The sequence below is a fragment of the Vibrio superstes genome, assembly GCF_003569005.1.
Taxonomy (GTDB): Bacteria; Pseudomonadota; Gammaproteobacteria; order Enterobacterales; family Vibrionaceae; genus Vibrio; species Vibrio superstes.
The window spans coordinates 1227969-1241337 of record NZ_BCUR01000001.1 but is presented as its reverse complement, the minus strand read 5'-3'; the positions used below and the strand labels follow the sequence as shown (position 1 = coordinate 1241337).

General features: G+C 45.4%; 13 protein-coding genes. 7 read left to right on the top strand and 6 right to left on the bottom strand.

What is annotated here, in order from left to right; genetic code table 11:
* The first annotated feature begins 55 nt into the window (after positions 1-55).
* Positions 56-613, top strand: coding sequence for a DUF4136 domain-containing protein (locus D5I41_RS05390; RefSeq protein WP_119008870.1), 558 nt, complete (start codon positions 56-58; stop codon positions 611-613).
* Positions 614-666: 53 nt separating this feature from the next.
* Here D5I41_RS05390 and D5I41_RS05385 read toward each other — a convergent pair whose 3' ends face one another.
* The 5 genes from D5I41_RS05385 to hutW form a co-directional block, all read right to left on the bottom strand.
* A complete protein-coding gene (locus D5I41_RS05385; RefSeq protein WP_162892809.1) occupies positions 667-2448 on the bottom strand; it encodes an ABC transporter ATP-binding protein in 1782 nt (593 codons plus the stop codon).
* Between the two features lie 175 nt (positions 2449-2623).
* Complete coding sequence (locus D5I41_RS05380; protein ID WP_119008868.1) at positions 2624-4780, bottom strand: TonB-dependent hemoglobin/transferrin/lactoferrin family receptor; 2157 nt, start codon at positions 4778-4780, stop codon at positions 2624-2626.
* Between the two features lie 96 nt (positions 4781-4876).
* Positions 4877-5458: a heme utilization protein HutZ gene (gene hutZ / locus D5I41_RS05375; RefSeq protein ID WP_119008867.1), complete on the bottom strand. Its 582-nt coding sequence runs from the start codon at positions 5456-5458 to the stop codon at positions 4877-4879.
* Complete coding sequence (gene hutX, locus D5I41_RS05370; protein WP_119008866.1) at positions 5458-5976, bottom strand: heme utilization cystosolic carrier protein HutX; 519 nt, start codon at positions 5974-5976, stop codon at positions 5458-5460. The genes hutZ and hutX overlap by 1 nt, the downstream gene beginning before the upstream one ends.
* 15 nt (positions 5977-5991) lie before the next feature.
* Positions 5992-7380 (bottom strand): heme anaerobic degradation radical SAM methyltransferase ChuW/HutW, encoded by a 1389-nt coding sequence (hutW, locus tag D5I41_RS05365; RefSeq protein WP_119008865.1) that lies wholly within the window; start codon positions 7378-7380, stop codon positions 5992-5994.
* Between the two features lie 191 nt (positions 7381-7571).
* On the opposite strand from hutW, the gene D5I41_RS05360 reads away from it, so the two are divergent.
* The 6 genes from D5I41_RS05360 to D5I41_RS05335 are packed head-to-tail and all read left to right on the top strand — an operon-like array spanning position 7572 to position 12133.
* Positions 7572-8330: an energy transducer TonB gene (locus D5I41_RS05360; protein WP_119008864.1), complete on the top strand. Its 759-nt coding sequence runs from the start codon at positions 7572-7574 to the stop codon at positions 8328-8330.
* A gap of 24 nt (positions 8331-8354) precedes the next feature.
* Positions 8355-9026, top strand: a complete 672-nt coding sequence (locus tag D5I41_RS05355; RefSeq protein WP_119008863.1) for a MotA/TolQ/ExbB proton channel family protein — start codon at positions 8355-8357, stop codon at positions 9024-9026.
* Positions 9023-9442, top strand: coding sequence for an ExbD/TolR family protein (locus tag D5I41_RS05350; protein ID WP_119008862.1), 420 nt, complete (start codon positions 9023-9025; stop codon positions 9440-9442). Before D5I41_RS05355 ends, D5I41_RS05350 begins: the two co-directional genes overlap by 4 nt.
* Positions 9442-10287: a heme/hemin ABC transporter substrate-binding protein gene (locus tag D5I41_RS05345; protein WP_119008861.1), complete on the top strand. Its 846-nt coding sequence runs from the start codon at positions 9442-9444 to the stop codon at positions 10285-10287. The genes D5I41_RS05350 and D5I41_RS05345 overlap by 1 nt, the downstream gene beginning before the upstream one ends.
* 2 nt (positions 10288-10289) lie before the next feature.
* Positions 10290-11354: a FecCD family ABC transporter permease gene (locus tag D5I41_RS05340; RefSeq protein WP_119008860.1), complete on the top strand. Its 1065-nt coding sequence runs from the start codon at positions 10290-10292 to the stop codon at positions 11352-11354.
* Positions 11354-12133 carry a heme ABC transporter ATP-binding protein gene (locus D5I41_RS05335; RefSeq protein ID WP_119008859.1) on the top strand — a complete coding sequence of 260 codons (780 nt, stop codon included), beginning with the start codon at positions 11354-11356 and terminating at the stop codon, positions 12131-12133. Before D5I41_RS05340 ends, D5I41_RS05335 begins: the two co-directional genes overlap by 1 nt.
* Before the next feature lie 104 nt (positions 12134-12237).
* Here D5I41_RS05335 and D5I41_RS05330 read toward each other — a convergent pair whose 3' ends face one another.
* Positions 12238-13239 carry a bile acid:sodium symporter family protein gene (locus D5I41_RS05330; protein WP_371860091.1) on the bottom strand — a complete coding sequence of 334 codons (1002 nt, stop codon included), beginning with the start codon at positions 13237-13239 and terminating at the stop codon, positions 12238-12240.
* Positions 13240-13369: the final 130 nt, after the last annotated feature.

The following is a 13369-nucleotide window of genomic DNA, read 5'->3' as shown; positions in this document are numbered from 1 at the left end:
ACCATTCAATTAAACAAATATTTAACATTACTTATTCTATTGTTTTGAGGTGATCATGAAGTGGCTTTTCGCTATAGCTTTTGCCCTAGTTTTATCCGCCTGTACCACCACGACTAAACCAGCCAATAACTTTGCCATCGGTATTGTGTCAAGCGGTGACTTCCAACTTATTCAACCAGGAGCGAAAACCTACGCTTGGCACCCTAAATCAGGTGTGGCTTATGTGGAGTCAGGCGTCAGCAAGAAAACATTGAAACACGTATTTAACGAGGCCATCAGCAAAAGCCTTGAAGAAAAGGGCTATCAAAGAGTGTCACTTAAACAGCAACCCAACTTCATCGTTGGTTACGGGGTAGCGGTTGAATCTGAATTAAATGACGACGATCTGTTCGACAAAACACAGCTAGCAACTGGCATACCCGCCTCAGACTTTGGCAATGCAGAGCAAAAAGGCACTATATTCATCGCCATGTATAACTATCCACTTATGGAGCTAAAATGGAGAGCTCTAGCTCAAGGCGCCGCTGCACCTGAATTAGAACCTGAGAAAAGCGAAGAAAGGATAAAATCCTACGTCGATACTATGTTGAAAGAGATGCCCGTCGCACAGTAACCCTCTCACCTAGTAAGTAACAAGCCGGCTCATAGCCGGCTTTATTATTGTATTTAACCAGCCTGCAGACTGCCATAGAGGGTTTGATATAGCCCATCTTTCTCAATCAAGTCTATATGAGTACCCGATTGAATCACCTTGCCGTCCTCTAATACGTAAATAAGGTCGGCCTGTTTAACAGCAGAAAGCCGATGCGCGACAATGAGTGTTGTCCGATTCTTCAGGAAACGATTCAAGGCTAGATGCAATTCGGCTTCCGTAGAGGTATCCAGCGCTGAGGTCGCCTCATCTAGAATAACCAATTCAGGGTTGCTCAGAACCATTCGAGCAATAGCAAGTCTTTGACGTTGCCCTCCAGATAAACGAACACCTTGACGGCCGATATGAGAGTCGAGCCCGTTAGGTAGCGTCTCTTTTAGACTAATAAGCTGAGCAACCTCAAGGGCACTCCATAGCTCATTATCACTATACTCTTGTCCAAGGGTAAGATTCTGACGAAGCGTATCATTGAATATCATCGGTTGTTGCAGCACGACCGCCAGTTCTTTTCGCAATGCCTCATAGCTTACTGTTTCTATGCTATGCCCGTTAACCAGAATGTCACCGCTGTCTTTTTGATAGATACCGAGTAAGAGCTGAATCAAGGTTGACTTGCCGCCACCTGATGCACCAACCAAAGCCACACGCTTGCCTTTCGGGATCTTTAGCGAGAAGTCATCCAGTACGTTTCGCTCCGCATCATAGGCGAAGCTGACGTTCTTAAACTCAACTTCTATAGGTTCACCCTTTTCAAAAGGATTAACAGTCGCAATAGGACGATTCTCTTCTGGCATATCCAAAATGCCATTCAAGCGCTTCATTGCAGCCGACGCACTGTACCAAGAATATTGAATACTCAGCAGCTCTTGAACCGGCGACAGCATAAACCACAAATAACCAAACACCGCGAAGATCTGCCCTATGGTGAGGTCACTAAATAGCACCATCAACATAGCCGCAGCGCGAAAAATCTCGAAACCAATCAGAAACATCAAAAACGACAAGCGGTTCGCAGCATCTGATTGCCACGCATACTTGTCAGCATCTTTACGTATAGACTCGGCATCTTGCTTTAACTTGCCTAAGTACTCTTGCTCTCTGTTGGCAGCACGAAGCTGATAGATACCGTCTAAGGTTTCTACTAGCCTCTGCTGGAAGCGCTCAAAAGATTGATTTTCTTTCTTTTTAAGGTGCTTAACTCTTTGCCCAAGCATGCGAGAAAGATAGATAACCACTGGGTTCATTAAGATAATAAACAAGCCCAGCTGCCAATTAAGCCACAGAAGAATCCCGCCAGTACCTATGACTGTCAGCACGCTAATCACAAAGCGACTCAGCGTATTGCCAATGAACTTGTCAATGGTCTCTATATCGGTCACCAAATGAGACGTCAGTCCCCCACTGCCCTTTTCCTCATATTGTTGCATGGACACACGACCTAGCTTATCGAGGATCCATTGTCGTAGTTGACAGGTAAGTTGCTTTGATACCAAAGTAAATTGACGGGTTTGCAGGATATTAAGAGCCTGACTTCCGATCCGCATTATGATGATCAGAAGAAGAACCGTAACGATATAACCGGTGGCAGTTTGCAGACCTTGAGGCAAAAATGAGTTGAGGAGTGCCAACCCCTTGGCAGGCTTATCAAGTAAGACCTCGTCAACCATGAGAGGCAAAAGTAAAGGAATAGGTACACTTATCAGCGTCGCAACAAATGCGATAGAGTTGGCGTAGATAAGCATCTTCTTATGCTTCATCGCCTGCTGATATAACCACTGTTTATTGAGCTTTGGCATATCGCCAGCTTGTTGTTTGGTCACACAAAATCCTTTCTACATTTACTTGTGTTAATTGTACGCTTTGAATTGGAATGTTGTTTAACTATTGATTGAATATCGTATTTTAGATTCACTAAAACACAACAAGCCGAGCGCCTAATAGTAGGTGCTCGGCTATCAATTAAAAACGTAGTTAGAAGAAGTATTCTGCGTTCACACCCCAGTTTCGACCTGCTTGAGTATCAAAGTCTGTGCGTTCATTTTTGCCACTCAGATCTTCGTATAGCCAGTACTTCTCATCCAAGGCATTGAACAAGCCAGCGCGCAAGGTTAAGTCTTGTACTGGACGGTAGTAAGCCGTCACATCGAGTAAACTATAAGAAGGCGCTTCAACGTTATCATCTTCAGTCCAGCTATCTTTGCTCGCTACCATGGTGTAGTTAACCAACGCACCTAGCGTCTTGTTCTCATTGTCGTATCCAAGCCCAACGACACCTGTCAGTGGCGCGACAGAATCTAGCTCACGACCCGTATTCACATCTTCACCATAGGCATAAGCAATGCTCAACTTAGTGTACATTCCTTGAGGGCCAAGGATAGTACCTGCCGCCTCAGCACCGTAGATTTTCGCCTCATCGATGTTGACCATAGTAATGATATCTTTATCACCAGCCTGACCAATCACTTTACTCGTGATGAAGTCATCGTATTGGTTGTAGAAAGCACTCACTTCATACTGATAAATCTTACCCTTGCCACGGAAGCCCACTTCATAAGACAAGCTGGTCTCTGCTTCTAGGTTTGGATTACCCATGAAGATGGCACCTTCGCTGTATGAGTAATAAAGATCGTAGACCGTTGGCGCTTTAAAGCCTTGGCTTATTTGTGCGTATGGGCTGAGCCAATTTGCGACGTGATAAACCGCACCAATACGACCGGTGACGGCATCATTGTCGTTACTCTCATGCTCTACGCCATAACCATCTGTTGTTTCAGGGTCGGTTGAAAATGAGTCGTAACGTAGGCCAGCAGAAAGAACCAGTTTTTCCTCCATCAGGAAGGCTTGATCCTGAACGAAGACACCCCATTGCTGTACTGTTGCATTAGGCAGACCTGTGCTACCTGGAGAAGAGCTTGGAGGCGCGCCTGTACCACTTTGAATAAAGTGATCGGTGTTCTCCAAAGCAAAGTCGTTGTATAGGAAGCTACCACCATAAGTCAGCTCATGATAATGCCCATCTGCCATGATCAGCTTGTTGAACTGCATATCAAACTGGTAAGAATCATCTTGTGCGATACGCTGACGATTACGAATACGGTCTGTGTAAATTGGGAATCCATTGGAAACCCAGTTCGTCGTATCGTAGTTGTTCGACTCACTCTCTGTTGTTTGATAAGAGATCTTCCACGCCAAATCATCGGCCATTAGGGTGTTCATTACCCATTCATGCTCGAAGCCAATACGCATTCGTTTGTTGTGATCTTCAACAGAAGAATCGGTATACATGAAGCCCGGCATGATCTCATAGCCTTCTTCAGAGGCTAGAAATGAATCATATTGATAATCGAAGTATTCAAAGGTCACCCCTAAGCGATGATTGTCATTCGCTTGGTAGAATACCTTAGCTAAGCCGTTGTAAAGCTGTGTATCGGCTGGGTCGGCTGCACCACGATCAGGGCCTAAGATATCGGCTCCATCACCGTGAGTCTGATATTCACTACCATCAGCGTAGGTAAACATTGCAATGGTTTCCCACTTACCTTTGCGCATTGCCCAAGTCGCCGTGTTCTTAAACTCACTGTTCACAGAAGAATAGCCAGACTTGATGCCAAAGCGATGTTCATCACCGTCAGTCACTAAGACATCCTCTGGATTTTTAGTGCGCATCAGTACCACGCCACCCAGTGCATCAGAACCATACAAACTCGACGACGGGCCTTTGTTCACCTCAATACCTGCCAACGTATCTGTCTCAATTGTGTTCTGATATTTACGTTGCTGGCTTGCGCCTGGGTTATACGGTACGGGTTGCTGAACACCATCAACCATGACCTTAACGCGACTGTCTTCCATTCCTCGAATATTGAAACCCGATACTCCAAAGCGACCACTGCCTTGAGCTTGAACACCCGGGGTATATTTCAAGGTGTCTTTAAGATTGCTGTTCATTTCCGCGTCGAGATCTTCGCGACTCACCGTAGCAACAGAGGAAGACACGTCGCTCTTATTCTGTTCAGTTCGAGTTGCTGAAACAACCACCTCGTCAAAGGTAAAGGTTTCTTCTGCGAATACGGCTGATGATGCACACACTGCGCTAATGGCTAATGCCAGACTTGTTTTTTTGTACATGGTTTGACCCAAAATCCGTTTTATAAAAATGTAAGTGCCCGGCCGACTGAAAATATCAATCGGCTAGAGTTATTGTTTGATTATGAAAAGTGAGAGCTAGTCTTGCTCGGCAGTGAGTTCTGCGATTTTTTGCTTCTCTTTTTCGACGTGTCCTTCATTTAAGTGAAGGAAATCTACAAGATCATTACCTGAGACGTTAAATGCTTGACCGAAGCCTTTAACGTAGCGACCACTGCTAGGTGTCAGCTTGTAGAGATTAAAATCACCCAGCTGTGCTAGGTTTTGAGCCATTTCACCAAATCGCTCGATCAGCGCTTCAATGCCAGCCTTACCCTGTTCGGAATTTTTATCAATATGCTCGGCTGTAGTATCAAAAGTAAGACGCTTTCTTGCGTGTACGCTCTTTGCTGATGCTTCGTCTTGAACCATCATGATAGAAACATTTTTATTGCTTTTTAGGTTCTGCCCGTGAGCCGCTAGATCACTCACTAGGATATAGTAACCCGCTTGGTCAAACGCAAAGGGAGAGTAGCTAACGTGTGGAAGACCGTCTTTGGTAATTGTCGCTAACTGCAGACTTTGGCAAGCGTTACGAAACTCTTGAACCTCTGGGCCTAAACGACCTTGTAGGCGTTGTTGTTTAATCTCAGCGCGATCTTCTGCGTTTTGAGTGCTCATTATGCAAATTCCTTTTTAAGCTGCTCTAGTTTCTCAAGTTGTTCTGGGAAAAGTTGACGTTTCTTGTCGCGGCCAAGGTACACCTTAAATACGCACTCTCCTGCTTCATCGTAAAAGCCCATGTAGTGGCTTGCCATCTTACGGAAAGGCTTAGACACCAAAGCGATATGTTGAACTAGGTCCAACCTCAAATGGCCGTGCAGCTCACCTTCACGCCCCATTAGGTTGTAGTAACCATGCGCAACCTTACCTTTAGGAAAAGGCGCTTTATACTCAAAAATTGAACCAAACGAATGCACGATAGTTGTGACTTTGCCCCAAGCTGGTAAAGCCTCTAATAGTTCTTGAGCCTTCTCACCCGGCACTGATGTCACCATGCTGGAAGGCAACACAAAAGTGATCTCGCCTTCTGTTAAATTCAGTTCACTGGCCATCTGCGACACAGGGACTGCATCGTCATTTTCCATCATGGTTGCAACTGCTTCCAATACCTGCTGCTTCGTTAATGATGTGTACATCTTCTTCCCCTAAAATTAAGCTGCTTTGATGCTTTTTTTGTCGATATTATTATTCAACAAGTCATTCGGTTTTTGGTTACTCGAAACGACCTGTATTAGATTTTGCGCTAGCGTTACAGACCAAAATTGTCCCGCTAGAGTTAGTGAAAGGTAGCCACTGCTAAGGTTCACTAACCCGTTTTTCTGCCATGCTTCAAACAGCGGTTTAAGCGCTGTAAACATGCCTTGAGGCAGCACCCTCTCACTAAGAACACCTCCGTCAAAGGCTGCCTTGATGGTATTTACTAGGCTGGCATTTGGCGCACTGTAAAACGCCATTCCTGCCGCAAACTCATCGGCCTTACCCGCTTCAATGTACTTTTCCATATCACGGTATTGCATAGAGCTAATGCCATTCACATTGCCACCCGCCCCTGCGCCAAGAGGCATTACCTGTGCCGATGTCTTCGCGAGACTGTTGTATATTGAACGCTCACGATTGTCTGAACTCCAGTGGTTCACGCTAAGACGCCTTTGATGATGCTTAGCCATAAACTCAACACCCATTTGATACATGCTCGCCTTTACTTGAGTATTGGCAGGCTCAGGCAATTTCCCTTGCTCTACCAAGCGCCCCATTGGCAGGTTTTGCATTTCTATCAATTGGTACAAGTCAACGCCGTGTGCACCGCTTTCTAAGTACAACTCCAGATCTAAGGCCCAAGTATCTAGGGTCTGATGAGGTAGACCATACAAAAGATCGATGACAATAGGGGCGCTGTCATAGCTGACGAAATGCTGTAGGCGCTCTAATACTTCTTCACCATCATTCAATCGTTTGGCACTACGACGAACCTTGGTATCAAAGCTCTGTACGCCAAATGAGAATCGGTTGATGCCACCCTCAAGGGCTGATTCAAATTTATGATCATCAAAGCGATTAATACGTCCTTCTAACGTGATTTCACAATCTGGAGTTAAAGGGAAATAGCTTCGAATCATCTCGCCCAATAGCTTGATCTGGTTAGCACTCAAGTCCGTTGGTGTGCCTCCACCGATATACACAGCTTGAAAAGGAAATGCCTGACTCCAAGGCATTGCGGCCTTCCATAACAACTCTTTCTTCAAGGCTTCAAAGTATTCATCAATGAGCTTAGTGCTAGAGGCATATTGAAAGAAATTGCAGTAAGTGCAGCGCACACGGCAAAAGGGAATATGGATATAAAGACAACGAGGTCCCTTATCCCCTTGTTCGGAGAAAGCACTTGTAAGTGCTGATTGCGTAAGTTCAGTAGGAACCGGCTTTGCCATTCCACCTGCGTGCGGGCCTTTCTTTTTTGCAAAGGCGAAGCGCAATGGGTCTGGGGTATGGTTGCCCACAACTTCTGGGTCAAACAGGGCTGGGTTGTTCAATTCAAGATTCATTATTTCTTCTTGCTTTTCAATGTTCTGCGTGGCGAATTGCTATTATTTGTGCCACAGAATTAAATGAGAACAAATCTCATTCGCTCGAATTTGTGACTACTATATTGATCTTTAAAAATAATGCAAATGATAATTGATATTATTCGCATTATCTGCATAATGCCTTTTATTAGGACGTAATTGGTAACACAGTGAAGAAATACAGATATCTACTCGCTGGCGGTATTTCCCTTTTAATTCATGGGGTTGCTCTTTCTTTCTCTGCGCCAAAGCAGGAGATAAGCCTCGCAAGTAACAATGAAGGACATGCGGTCAGCATTAAGTTTGTCTCTCTAGCTCAACCTGAAAAAAAGGCCGAAAAGAAAAAAGTAAAACCTCAGCCACCAGCACCTAAAGAAAGTGAAACGAAGAAAGAAGCTGTAGAAAAACCACAGCCAAAGAAAGCAACATCGAAACCCGTTGCAAAGCCAAAAAAGAAGGTTGAGAAGACATCAGAGGAAGCCAAACCTGTAACACCTCAATCGGTCAAAACGGCAAAAACTGAACCAAAGCCAGAAGCACCAGAAAAGATTGAACCTACGCCCAAAGAAAAGCCAGTAGAGAAAAAACACGAGAAAGAGACCGCAGAGCCACAAACTGCGTCAACTAATGCCGCAAGCGCTAGCAAACCAAAAATGGTCAAGAAGCCCACATTTTCAGCTAAGCCAACACCGGTAAGCTATCCAAGGCTTGCACAAAAACGCGGCTGGCAAGGAAGCACATTGGTGGAGATTTGGATCAATGAAGAAGGGAAGCAGATCAAGCAAACAGTGGTGAATTCTTCTGGACACAAACTGTTAGACGAAGCGGCGCTCAATGCCGTTTCAGAGTGGCAATTTCAACGCCGAAACGAGCAAGGGCAACGCATCGCTTACCGAGTGCAGGTTCCCATTAACTTTCAACTTAATTAAAAGCAAACTTAACTAGAGCACACTATGCAAATCTTGATAACGCTTCACGGCCAACTCGGAATGATGACCATACCGCTGACGATACTCTCAGCCCTTACTCTGATGCTCATTATTGAACGCACCCTTTTCATGCTGGTTAATGGACGAACTCATACCACACAGATTCTCTCCAAGGTACACCACATAAACTTCTCCAATGCAGTGCAAGTTGAACAGTTTATAGAGCAAGATTTACAGGGAAAAACCATTATTTATCAAGCGATGCGCATGCTTCTTGGTCACCGCAGCTTTACCAAAGAACTGCGTGAAGAAGCGGTGAGCATTTGGTTGTTTAAAAAGCGTCAGCAATACAAATCAGGGATACGTATCTTATCCATTATCGGTGTAATCAGCCCTTTAATCGGCTTGCTAGGCACCGTACTTGGATTGATTGATATGTTTAAAGGACTTGCGCACACCTCGGGGGCAATCTCTCCTGCGGTTCTTGCCGATGGCCTTGGTTTGGCTATGTCTACAACCGCGGTTGGCCTGTTAATCGCCCTGCCCGCCATTACTGGCGCACAACTGCTTAGCATGTGGGTTGAGAAAACCCTAGCCAAGATCGAATACACCTTAAACCACACCAACCTGCATATCGAAGGCATCTACATTGACTGCCAAGACAATGCCAAGAGTTGTGAAGAGGTCGTCGCATGATCAAGTCGCAATCCAGTTTGTTTGATGAAGAATTTACACCAGACCTCACTCCCTTGCTGGATATCATCTTCATTGTCATGGTGTTTCTTCTGTTAACTGCAAACATCACCATTAAAACCATGGATGTGGCGATACCCCAAACAGACGATGCTCAAGTCTTGAACGATCAAGATAAAGAAGTAATTGCCATCAATATTCTTGCCTCTGAGCCTAAATGGGCCATCGATGGCATTAGCTTCCCAAACTGGGAAGAGTTTACTAACGAACTGCTGCTTCAGGTGCAGACATCACCAAAGCGAGATTTGATTATCTCACCGGATAAATCCGCCGACGTAGAGTCCATGCTTAAGGTTCTCGCTTGGCTTCAAAACAACAATATCGACGCTACCAATATCGTCATGGAAGAGAGTAAATAATGAAACCGTTCCTCTTAATACTTAGCCTTGTCTTTGCGCTGCCCGCTTTCGCCAACTCAACGGGCGAGCAAAATAGAATCATTAGTGTTGGGTCTAGCATTACCGAGCTTATGTACGCCCTAGATGCGAAGGATCAATTGGTTGCCATTGACGTAACCAGTCGCCACTTTGATAAGTCTGGTTCGCTGCCTCAGGTGGGGTACCATCGTCAGCTCTCCGCTGAGGGTTTGATGGCACAAAATCCAACGCATGTTATTGGTTCCCATGAAATGGGGCCGGACTCAACCCTAAAGCTATTAAAATCTGCAGGCATTGAAGTCATTACCGTTCCATCAGGGGATAGCGAAGCCGATCTTGCAGGGCGCATTGATGCCATTGCTAAGATAACGGGTAAAGAAGAACAAGCGAAAGCACTGAAACAAGACCTCCATCAACAGATTGAGACCTTGTCGAATCTTGATTCCCAACACCAGCCAAAAGCTATCTTTGCCATGCTGAGTGAAGGAAGACCGGCAACAGTCGCAGGCTCTGAAACGACGATAGACAAGATCATTGAGCTAGCGGGTGCAACCAACCCAATTAGTCGCAATTTCAGCTCTTATAAGTCGATGTCATTTGAAGCGATTGTAGGCGTCCAACCAGATTACATTTTAGTTGCCCAGCGTACTTGGGATGCATTAGGCGGACAACAAGGGATTATCGAGAAGTTTCCTCTACTAGTCGCCACACCAGCGGCTGCTAACAACAAGATCATTCCAATTCCAAGCAGTGCCATTATTGGCGGTTTTGGTATTGAGAGTGTTGAGTTAAGCCAATCTCTGCACCAAACGTTTGAGCGCAACTGATCATGAATTTCGCATCATCATTGAAACTGCCAACACCCGCACTACTGGGTATCGCTTTGCTTGGGGTTTACCTTGCTAGCATACTCTCAATCAGTGTTGGGCCTATGGATATCAGCTTTACTCAAAGCATGAGTGCCTTATTGCCTGACTTCACCATGCCAGGTCTGCCCAGCGCCGAATTGCCAGCACACGTTAATATGATAGTGCAGCAAGTCAGGCTGCCTCGCACTCTGCTTGCTATCGCCATCGGCGGGATCTTAGCTATCTGTGGTACCGTTATGCAGGGACTGTTTCGTAATCCCTTAGCCGACCCTGGGATTATCGGTGTGTCTGCCGGAGCCGCACTCGGCGCGGCGTTGGCTATCGTGGTGTTTGGGTCTCTTGCTGCGACCTACCCTGCCCTTCTAATGTTTGGCACCGTGCCTATCTTTTCCTTTTTAGGTGGCGCCATTACGACCCTTGTGGTGTATCAGTTGGGCACATCACCTAACGGTACCTCTGTGACTATGATGTTGCTCGCAGGTGTCGCTATTGGTGCACTCTCTGGGGCAATGTTAGGGCTTCTAAACTATTATGCCGATGATCAAGCCTTACGTGATCTGTCCTTGTGGACAATGGGGTCATTAGCAGGAGCTAACTTTGCTGGGGTGGCTTTTGGAGGCATTGTGTTATTAATCCTTGGAGCTCTGTTCTATCGCGAGTCTGCAAACCTAAACGCTTTACTACTTGGTGAGGCTGAAGCGGGTCATCTAGGCATCGACGTGCAACGACTTAAACGCCGCTTGATTTTACTTACCGCTGCTGGTGTAGGCGTGACCGTGTCCCTTGCCGGGATGATAGGCTTTATCGGCCTCATCGTGCCCCATCTAGGAAGAATGATTGCAGGTCCAAATCACAAGATATTGATCCCTCTTGCAACCGTGCTTGGGGCATTGCTGCTGCTCATTTCTGACATGCTATCGCGAATTCTGGTCGCTCCCTTGGAGATCCCTGTGGGCATTATTACCGCAGTCCTCGGGGCGCCTTTCTTCTTATGGCTGCTTATCTCACAAAAGGGACGAATCTAATGCGCACACCATCCGTTCAGTGCTCTGATATTTCGGTCAGCATTGGCAACAGAACCATATTAGATAAGGTAAACATCGAGTTTTACCCCAATGAATTCACCGTGTTTCTCGGTCCCAATGGCACAGGCAAGAGTACGCTACTTAAAACGCTCAGCAACGAGATGCCCTATACAGGGCAGCACTATCTGTTCGGTAAACCCACTCAAGATTGGGACAAGAAGTCACTCGCCAAGCAATTTGGGGTACTGCCACAATCTAGCTCGCTGACTTTTAATTTCACCGCACAAGAAGTTGTGGAGTTGGGCGGATTAACCCTATCTGGGGGACAAAAAGCGATAAGTCATATTGCTAGAGAGAAAATGAATCTAACCGGGGTTCTCCCCCTTGCTGATCGCTTGTACCCTAGCTTATCGGGAGGAGAAAAGCAGCGAGTCCATTTTGCTCGTGTGCTCACTCAATTAGATTCGGTTAAGCACAACAAGGTGTTGTTTCTTGATGAGCCAACCTCGGCACTTGATTTAAGCCACCAGCACAACACCCTCAAGCTTGCGAAAGAGCAAGCGGATTCGGGCGCGTGCGTTGTGGCTGTGTTGCATGACCTCAACCTAGCGGCGCAATACGCTGATAGAATCGTGGTATTAAACCACGGTAATATCGTCGCTGATGGTACGCCGTGGGAGGTATTGAACTCACAAACCATTGAAGAAGTTTACCGCTGGAAAACGCAGATAGTCCCGCACCCTACACAACAACACCCAGTGATACTTTCGGCGGCATAGATATACCTGCCGGCTTACATTGCACTAACAACGAGGTCATTCCCGCGTGTTGTTAGCGGGAATCTAGTGCTGCTATGCAGTTGCTAATACTTGTATTTACAAGCTTACTTAGCCTCAGAAGCTTCCAATGACACCTTGGCGTACTTGTTCGCCAATACCGCACAGTAGAAAATTTGGATTGGGTGATACAGCATGATTGGCAGCAGTATCATCCCCAAATTGGGATCGTGAGCAAAGATAACCTTGGCCATTGGGATCCCTGCAGCAAGAGTTTTCTTGGTACCACAAAATACCGCGGCTACCTCATCTTGATGATTAAAACCCAATCGTTTTGCCCCCCACTGAATCGAATGCACCATGACCATAAGCACAGCAAAACAAATAAGCGCTGAAACCAGTAATAATAAAGGTGAAAAGTCACTCCAAATACCATGGGCTATCGAATCACAGAAAGCACTATAGACAATAAGTAATATTACATACTTGTCTAACTTATTAACGATTGATTTATGTTCTTGAGTCCAATTAAGCAGCACTGGTCTCATTAACTGACCTAATATCATAGGTAGCAAAAGCATCTTGGAAATGGAAATCACCGAATCCATCAGATTTAATTCAGCACCTTCCATTCCCATGAACGCTTGAATAAGCAAGGGAGTAATGAAAACACCCAATATACTAGAAAGAGAAGCGTTAAAAATGGCTCCTGGGAGATTACCCTTGCCTATCGCCGTCATAGCCACGGAGGATGAAATTGTGCTTGGTAGTACAAATAAATAACAGAAACCAAAGGCAAGTGCTGCTGGCATATACGCCATAAAGCCTTGACCAAATATCAACCAAAGAAGTGGATACGCAACAAAGGTGGCGCTCTGAACATATAGATGCAATTTCCAGTTTGATAGTCCCTCAATGATCGCTTTTGGTGACAAGCTTAAACCGTGGAGGAAAAACACAAGAGCTATGCCTAATATGGTGACCGTATCAAGGTGTAATATTCCTCCCGATTTTCCCCATTCAGGAGTCAATACCGCTATGGCGATAGCCACAACCATACCAACCAAGAACCATTCTTTTTTTATTCGATTTACTATGTGCACTTGGATGTCACCAAACTAGAAGCGTTATTTACCTTAGATTGTAACATCTACGTTATTCTGTGAATAAAAAATTTAAAATCATGCTTTCTTTTATCTTAAGTATTTATATATAACCTAAAAATAAAAACACAGATTT

Coding starts and splice junctions, on each gene's coding strand:
- D5I41_RS05385 (WP_162892809.1), bottom strand. CDS start 2,448: ATGCCAAAGCTCAATAAACAGTGGTTATATCAGCAGGCGATGAAGCAT.
- hutX (WP_119008866.1), bottom strand. CDS start 5,976: ATGTACACATCATTAACGAAGCAGCAGGTATTGGAAGCAGTTGCAACC.
- hutW (WP_119008865.1), bottom strand. CDS start 7,380: ATGAATCTTGAATTGAACAACCCAGCCCTGTTTGACCCAGAAGTTGTG.
- D5I41_RS05345 (WP_119008861.1), top strand. CDS start 9,442: ATGAAACCGTTCCTCTTAATACTTAGCCTTGTCTTTGCGCTGCCCGCT.
- D5I41_RS05340 (WP_119008860.1), top strand. CDS start 10,290: ATGAATTTCGCATCATCATTGAAACTGCCAACACCCGCACTACTGGGT.
- D5I41_RS05350 (WP_119008862.1), top strand. CDS start 9,023: ATGATCAAGTCGCAATCCAGTTTGTTTGATGAAGAATTTACACCAGAC.
- D5I41_RS05355 (WP_119008863.1), top strand. CDS start 8,355: ATGCAAATCTTGATAACGCTTCACGGCCAACTCGGAATGATGACCATA.
- D5I41_RS05380 (WP_119008868.1), bottom strand. CDS start 4,780: ATGTACAAAAAAACAAGTCTGGCATTAGCCATTAGCGCAGTGTGTGCA.
- D5I41_RS05335 (WP_119008859.1), top strand. CDS start 11,354: ATGCGCACACCATCCGTTCAGTGCTCTGATATTTCGGTCAGCATTGGC.
- hutZ (WP_119008867.1), bottom strand. CDS start 5,458: ATGAGCACTCAAAACGCAGAAGATCGCGCTGAGATTAAACAACAACGC.
- D5I41_RS05390 (WP_119008870.1), top strand. CDS start 56: ATGAAGTGGCTTTTCGCTATAGCTTTTGCCCTAGTTTTATCCGCCTGT.